This is a genomic window from Streptomyces sp. UH6, from assembly GCF_013421635.1.
Classification (GTDB): domain Bacteria; phylum Actinomycetota; class Actinomycetes; order Streptomycetales; family Streptomycetaceae; genus Streptomyces; species Streptomyces abyssomicinicus.
Map to the genome: position 1 here is coordinate 1 of NZ_JACADT010000291.1, position 6,151 is coordinate 6,151.

Sequence of the window (6,151 nt, forward strand, 5' to 3'; positions counted from 1 at the left end):
CCCCGGTGGCGTCCAGCAGGCCGGTGAAGTCGGCCGACTGCCGCAGCGACGGCGAGAAGCCGTCCAGTTCGGCGCCGGTGAGCGGGGTGAGGTCGCAGACCCCGGCGAGCCGTACGAGGCCGGTGCGTTCGAGGCGGCGGATGTTGTCCAGGTGCCGGCGGCCGTGGCCGCGCGCCCCGGCGAGCACCAGGGGAAGCGGCGGGGGCGGGTGCGGGACGCTCATGGTGCGGACCTCCTTGGGCGTACGCGAAGGGAAAGGGGCTGGGGCGGTGGCGGGGGCCGGGTGACGGCGGGTCAGCCCTTGACCGCACCGGCGCTGAAGCCGGTGATCAGCCACTTCTGGATGAAGGCGAAGACGATGACCACGGGGACGGCGGCGATGACACCGCCGGCGGCGAGCGCCCCGAGGTCCACGCTGTCGGCGCCGATCAGGGTGTTGAGGCCGACGGGGATCGTCTGCTTGTCCTGTTCGCTCAGGAACATCAGCGCGAACAGGAAGTGGTTCCAGCTGTGCACGAAGGCGAACGACCCGACCGCGATCAGCCCCGGCCGCAGCAGCGGCAGCACCACGGCGCGGAAGGCGCGCAGCCGCGAGCAGCCGTCGACCCAGGCGGCCTCCTCCAGGGAGACCGGGACGTTCTTGATGAAGCCGCTGATCAGGATCATCGACAGGGGGAGCTGGAAGACCGTCTCGGCGATGATGACGCTGCCCAGCGAGTTGATCATGCTGAGGTTGCGGAAGATCTCGAAGAGCGGCACCAGCATGAGCGCGCCGGGGATGAACTGCGAGCACAGCAGCGCCAGCATGAAGGCGTTCTTCACGCGGAACTGGAACCGGGCCAGCGCGTATCCGCCGCAGAGGGCGATCAGCGTGGTGGTGACCAGGGTGGCGACGCCGACCAGCATGCTGTTCTGGAAGAAGACCCCGAAGCTGCGCTCGTTCCAGACCTTCTCGAAGTGCTCGAAGGTGATGGGCCAGGGCACCAGCGAGGTCGATCCGGCGGGCCGCAGCGCGAAGAGCAGCATCCAGTAGAACGGCACCAGGGTGAAGAGCAGGTAGAGCCCCAGCGGCAGGTAGATCTGCCAGCGCGGCACCTCGTCGAAGGCTCGCTGCCGCCGGCGGCGGCGCTTCGGCGGGATCACGGGGGTGTCGGACGGTGGCGCCGTGCGGCGGGCATCCGTCTCGGTGAGTGCGGCGGTCACCGGGAGTCGCCTCCGAACTTGCTCAGACGCAGGTAGAGGATGGAGCAGAACAGGAGGATCACGAAGGCCACCGTGGTCAGCGCCGAGGCGTATCCGAAGTCGTGGCCCTCGATGCCCGTGTTGGCGACGTAGAGCGGGAGCGTCGTGGTGACGCCCGCGGGGCCGCCGCCGGTCAGGGTGTAGAGGAGGTCGACGTTGTTGAACTCCCACACGGCGCGCAGCAGCGTGGAGAGGATGATGGCGTCCTTCAGGTGCGGCAGCGTGATGTGGACGAACTGCCGCAGCCGCCCGGCGCCGTCGACCGACGCCGCCTCGTAGAGGTCCTTGGGGACGGACTGGAGGTCGGCGAGGATGAGGATCGCGAAGAACGGTACGCCGCGCCAGAGTTCGGTGACGACCACGGCCCAGAAGACGGTGCCGGTGTCGGAGAGCACGGAGGTGCCGTACGAGCCGATCCCCGCGTCCGCCAGGTAGCGGCTGACGCCGGTGGACGGGTTGTAGAGCAGCATCCAGATGGTGGTCGTCAGCACCCCGGAGACGGCCCAGGGCGAGAAGACCAGGGCACGGGCGACGGCGCGGCCCACGAACGTCTGGTTGACCAGCAGGGCCAGCGCCAGGCCGAGGACGAGCTGGAGCGAGACCTCGGTGACGACCCATTTGGCGCTGAACACCAGGGAGTCGCGGAAGAGCGGGTCGTCGGTGAAGACGCGGGTGAAGTTGTCGAGGCCCGCGAAGCCGTTGCGCCAGGGTTTGGTGACGTTGTAGTGCTGGAGGCTGTAGTAGAAGACGCTGATCACCGGGTACGCGATGAAACCCAGCATGAGCAGCCCGGCGGGGGCGATCAGCAGGTACGGCAGGTGGCGGGGTGTGCTGCTGCCGGTCCTGCGTCGTCCGGGCGCACCCCGGGGTGTCTTCGCCACGGCTGCGGCTGCGGCCTGCGCTGGGGCCATGACCTCTGTCTCCGTTCTCACTCACGGTCGTGCGTGTCGTACGGGACTCCCGTGCCGGACCCGGACGGGTCCGGCACGGGCCGCCGGCCGCTCGGGCCGACGGGCTGACGGATTGACGGGTTGTGGGGCTGTGGGGCAGCGGATAGAAAGCGCTTGCTCCACGGTCGTGCGGAATGCGGTCGTGCGGAATGCGTTGGTGCGTAATGCGGTCGTGCGGAATGCGGTGCTGCGGATGTCGTGACGCGGAGGCGACGCGGTGCGGATGTCGCGGTGCGGGATGCCGCGGCGGGTGGTGCGCCGCCGGCCGGGGCACGGGGCTCGGCCGGCCGGCGGCAGCTCATCCGGCGTAGGGTTCGGGCACCTTCCCCGGGCGGGCCAGGAAGGCGAAGTCGCAGCCGGTGTCGGCCTGGGTGATCTGTTCCTGGTACAGCGCGCCGTAGCCGCGTTCCCACCGCTGCGGCGGCGGGGTCCAGGCGGCGCGGCGGCGCTCCAGCTCCGCGTCGTCGACCTCCAGGCGCAGGGCGCGGGCCGGGACGTCGAGGGTGATCAGGTCGCCGGTGCGCACCAGGGCCAGCGGGCCGCCGACGTACGACTCGGGCGCCACGTGCAGCACGCACGCGCCGTAACTGGTGCCGCTCATCCGGGCGTCGGAGATGCGGACCATGTCCCGCACGCCCTCCTTGAGGAGGTACTCGGGGATGGGCAGCATCCCGTACTCCGGCATGCCGGGTCCTCCTTGCGGTCCCGCGTTGCGCAGCACGAGCACGTGGTCGGCGGTGATGCCGAGCGCGGGGTCGTCGATGGTGCGCTGCATGGTGCGGTAGTCGTCGAAGACGACGGCCGGTCCGGTGTGCCGCAGCAGGTGCGGCTCGGCGGCGATGTGCTTGATCACCGCGCCGTCGGGGCAGAGGTTGCCGCGCAGGACGGCGACGCCGCCCTCGTCGGCCAGCGGCCGCTCGCGCGGGCGGATGACCTCGTCGTCGTGGACGCGGGCGCCGTCGAGCTGGGCGCGCAGCGTGGGGTGGGCGGCGGTGGGCCGGTCCAGGTGGAGGACGTCGGTGAGGCGGGAGAGGAAGCCGGGCAGGCCGCCCGCGAAGTGGAAGTCCTCCATGAGGTACGCGCCGCCCGGCCGCAGGTTGGCGAGGACCGGCACGGTGCGGGCGATGCGGTCGAAGTCGTCGAGGGTGAGCGTGACGCCGGAGCGGCCCGCCATGGCGATCAGGTGGATGACGGCGTTGGTGGAGCCGCCGAGCGCGAGGACGGTGGCGACCGCGTCCTCGTACGCCTCCCGGGTGAGGATCTTCGACGGGGTGACGTCCTGCCAGATCATGTCGACGATGCGGGCGCCGGCGGCCGCGGCCATCCGCTCGTGGCCCGAGTCCACGGCGGGGATGGACGAGGCGCCGGGCATCGTCATGCCGAGCACCTCGGCGGCGGCGGTGAGCGTGGAGGCGGTGCCCATGGTCATGCAGTGGCCGGGCGAGCGGGCCAGCCCGTTCTCCAGTTCGGAGAGTTCGCCGTCGCCGATCTCGCCGGTGCGGCGCTGGTCCCAGTACTTCCACATGTCGGTGCCGCTGCCGAGGACCTCCTTGCGCCAGTGGCCCGGGAGCATGGGTCCGGCCGGCACGAACACGGCGGGCAGGCCGGCGCTGGCCGCGCCCATCAGCAGGGCGGGCGTGGTCTTGTCGCAGCCGCCGAGGAGCACGGCGCCGTCCACCGGGTAGGAGCGCAGCAGTTCCTCGGTCTCCATGGCGAGGAGGTTGCGGTAGAGCATCGGGGTCGGCTTCTGGAAGGTCTCCGACAGCGTGGAGACCGGGAACTCCAGCGGGAAGCCGCCCGCCTGCCACACCCCGCGCTTGACGGCCTGGGCGCGCTCCCGCAGGTGGACGTGGCAGGGGTTGATGTCGGACCAGGTGTTGAGGACCGCGACGACGGGCTTGCCGAGGTGCTCCTCGGGCAGGTAGCCGAGCTGGCGGGTGCGCGCCCGGTGGCTGAAGGTGCGCAGGCCCGACGAGACGGAGTCGCCGTACCACCGGTGGCTGCGCAGCTCTTCGGGGCGCAGGCCCGCGGGGCGCACGTCCTCGGGACGCGGGGCCTGGGCGCGCACGTCTTCGGGGCGCGGGGCCTCGGGGCGGGTGGTCATATCTCCCACCCCGTCAGCAGGGCGGCGACCGCGGCGCGGCGCTCCTCGGTGATCTCGTGGCTGGGCGGGCGGACGTCCCGGCGGCACAGGCCGAGCACGGCGAGGGCCTCCTTGACGACGCTCACGTTGTCCGCGGACTGCCGGTCGGCGCGCAGCTCCTCGAAGGGCCGGATCCGCTCCCACACCTTCATGGCGGCGGGGACGTCGCCGGAGCGCAGCGCGTCGAGCATGGAGAGCGAGACCGCGGGGGCGACGTTGACCAGACCCGAGGTGAAGCCGGTGGCACCGCCCGCCCAGTAGGAGGGGGCGTACAGCTCGGCGAGGCCCGCCACCCACACGAAGCGGTCGAGGCCGGCGTCGCGGGCGAAGGCGGCGAAGTGGGCGGCGTCCGGCACGGCGTACTTCACGCCGATCACGTTGGGGCAGGCCGCGCCCAGTTCGGCGAGGGCCTCGCCGTCCAGGTGCGGGTTGCGCACGTAGGGCACGACGCCCAGTTCCGGTACGGCCTCGGCGACGGCGCGGTGGTAGCCGATCCAGCCGTCGCGGGAGACGTAGGGGTGGACGGGCTGGTGGACCATGACCATCTGCGCGCCCGCCGAGCGGGCGTGGACGGCGGCGGCCACGGCGGTCGGCACGTCGTGCCCGACGCCCACGAGGACCGTCGCCCGGTCCCCGGTCTCCTCGAGCGTCACCTCGGTGACGGTCCTGCGCTCCTCGGGGGTCAGCGCGTAGAACTCCCCGGTGTTGCCGTTCGGGGTGAGGGTGCGCACGCCCGCGTCGAGCAGCCGGCGCAGCAGGGCCCGGTGCGCCGTGAGGTCGAGACCGCCGTCGTCGCCGAACGGCGTCACGGGGATCGCGACGACGTCGGCCAGTGCCGTTCTGAGGGGAGTGTGGTCCGCGTGCGCCATGGGGGCCGCCCTTTCTTCTGCGTGACGTTGTCCGTGCACCTGCTCGGCCTGACCGGTCGGTGTCACATGCCGCCACCGCCCTCGGCGAGGTCCGCGGGGAAGGACCGGTGGACGAACGAGGCGATGTGGTCGTGCAGGCAGCGGGCCGCGCCGTCCGCGTCGCCGGCCCGCGCCAGCCGCAGGATCTCCCGGTGCTCGGCGGCCTCGCGCTCCCAGGAGGGCATGGCCCCCCACACCACGGCGGAGACGAGCGCGGCCTGGTCGCGCACCTCGTCGAGCATCCGGGCGAGCAGCGGGTTGCCGCACGGCAGGTACAGCGCGCGATGGAACTCGCGGTTGGCGAGGCTGCGTTCGGCATTGTCCTCGGCGCCGTCGGCCCGCACCAGGGCATCCGCCGCCGCCTCCAGGGACGCCTGGCGGGCGATGGTGCGGCGCAGCGCCTCGGGTTCGAGCAGCAGGCGGACGTCGTACACCTCGTGCGCCATGGCCGCGTCCACCTCGCGCACGGTGACGCCCTTGTACTGGCTCATCACCACCAGCCCGGTCCCCGCGAGGGTCTTGAGCGCCTCGCGCACCGGCGTCTTGGAGACGCCGAACCGCGCGGCGAGCTCGGTCTCCACCAGCGCCTGACCTGGCACGAGCTGTCCGGTGAGGATGCCGTGCTTGATCGCGTCCAGCACGTACTGGGTGCGCGAGGGGATGGGACTGGGGGCGGCGAAGGCCATGGGGTCTCTTTCATATCTGACGTATCGCGTCTCATATATGACGTACGAAGTACGACGCGATGAAGCTAGGACCGTGGCTGTGTTTCGTCAATGCTTCGGGCGAGGAAAATCCGTACGCGTGGGCCGAGTTGCCGTACGTGCCGCCGCGTCGGGCGGTATGGGCCGCCCCGCACGCGGGCACGCCCCTGGCGCCCTCCGCGGGACGGGGGCGCCAGGGGCATG

5 protein-coding genes and 1 pseudogene are annotated in these 6,151 nt (G+C 71.8%); all 6 read right to left on the bottom strand.

What is annotated here, in order from left to right; genetic code table 11:
• Nucleotides 1–223, bottom strand: a pseudogene (locus HW445_RS15645) (gfo/Idh/MocA family oxidoreductase); the annotation flags it as partial.
• A 71-nt stretch (nt 224–294) separates the two neighbouring features.
• Nucleotides 295–1,203: a carbohydrate ABC transporter permease gene (locus HW445_RS15650; protein WP_180221633.1), complete on the bottom strand. Its 909-nt coding sequence runs from the start codon at nt 1,201–1,203 to the stop codon at nt 295–297.
• On the bottom strand, nt 1,200–2,153 hold the full coding sequence (locus HW445_RS15655) for a carbohydrate ABC transporter permease (RefSeq protein ID WP_180221634.1): 954 nt from the start codon (nt 2,151–2,153) through the stop codon (nt 1,200–1,202). The genes HW445_RS15650 and HW445_RS15655 overlap by 4 nt, the downstream gene beginning before the upstream one ends.
• 337 nt (nt 2,154–2,490) lie before the next feature.
• Entirely contained in the window at nt 2,491–4,296 is a 1,806-nt protein-coding gene (araD, locus tag HW445_RS15660; RefSeq protein ID WP_180221635.1) for an L-arabinonate dehydratase, read from the bottom strand.
• Nucleotides 4,293–5,204, bottom strand: a complete 912-nt coding sequence (locus HW445_RS15665; protein ID WP_180221636.1) for a dihydrodipicolinate synthase family protein — start codon at nt 5,202–5,204, stop codon at nt 4,293–4,295. Before HW445_RS15665 ends, araD begins: the two co-directional genes overlap by 4 nt.
• Before the next feature lie 62 nt (nt 5,205–5,266).
• The gene (locus tag HW445_RS15670; RefSeq protein WP_180221637.1) at nt 5,267–5,929 is read right to left on the bottom strand and encodes a GntR family transcriptional regulator; all 663 of its coding nucleotides are present in this window, start codon (nt 5,927–5,929) and stop codon (nt 5,267–5,269) included.
• Nucleotides 5,930–6,151 lie beyond the last annotated feature (222 nt).

Bases quoted from the DNA above. Each gene is read 5' to 3' on its own strand.
- HW445_RS15655 (WP_180221634.1), bottom strand. From the start codon at position 2,153: ATGGCCCCAGCGCAGGCCGCAGCCGCAGCCGTGGCGAAGACACCCCGG.
- araD (WP_180221635.1), bottom strand. From the start codon at position 4,296: ATGACCACCCGCCCCGAGGCCCCGCGCCCCGAAGACGTGCGCGCCCAG.
- HW445_RS15665 (WP_180221636.1), bottom strand. From the start codon at position 5,204: ATGGCGCACGCGGACCACACTCCCCTCAGAACGGCACTGGCCGACGTC.
- HW445_RS15670 (WP_180221637.1), bottom strand. From the start codon at position 5,929: ATGGCCTTCGCCGCCCCCAGTCCCATCCCCTCGCGCACCCAGTACGTG.